1 protein-coding gene is annotated in these 475 nt (G+C 77.1%); it reads right to left on the minus strand.

The window, feature by feature from the left end:
* The coding region (locus GT042_RS27590) for a phosphopantetheine-binding protein (RefSeq protein ID WP_161311431.1) at positions 1 to 475 on the minus strand (475 nt) is incomplete at both ends.

Here is a 475-nt window from a genome sequence, read left to right on the forward strand (position 1 = left end):
GGGGGCGCGGCCGTGCGCGGTGGCCGGTGCGTCGAGGCGGGCGGCGAGGGCGGCCGGGGTCGGCGCGTCGAACAGGATCGAGACGGGGATCCGTACGTCGAGGACCGTCTCGATCTTCGACTTCAGGCGCAGCGCGGTCAGGGAGTGGCCGCCGGCGGTGAAGAAGTCGGTGTCGGGGCCGACCGCGGGGAGGCCGAGCACCGTACCGAACAGGGCGCACAGCTCCCGCTCCCGGTCGGTGCGCGGGGGCCGGGAGGCCACCTGCTCCCCGGTGGGTCCCGGGGCGGGCAGGGCGGCGCGGTCGACCTTGTGGTGGCGGGTGAGCGGCACGTGGTCGATGCGGGCCCAGACGGACGGGACGAGGTGGGCGGGCAGGTGGCGGGCGGCGTGTTCGCGGACCCGGGCGAGGGTGCTGTGCCACCGCTCGTCACGGGGGGCGTCCGATTCCGTGCCCGTCGCGTCGGCGGCGCCTTCC

This window comes from Streptomyces sp. SID3212 (assembly GCF_009865405.1).
Lineage (GTDB): Bacteria > Actinomycetota > Actinomycetes > Streptomycetales > Streptomycetaceae > Streptomyces.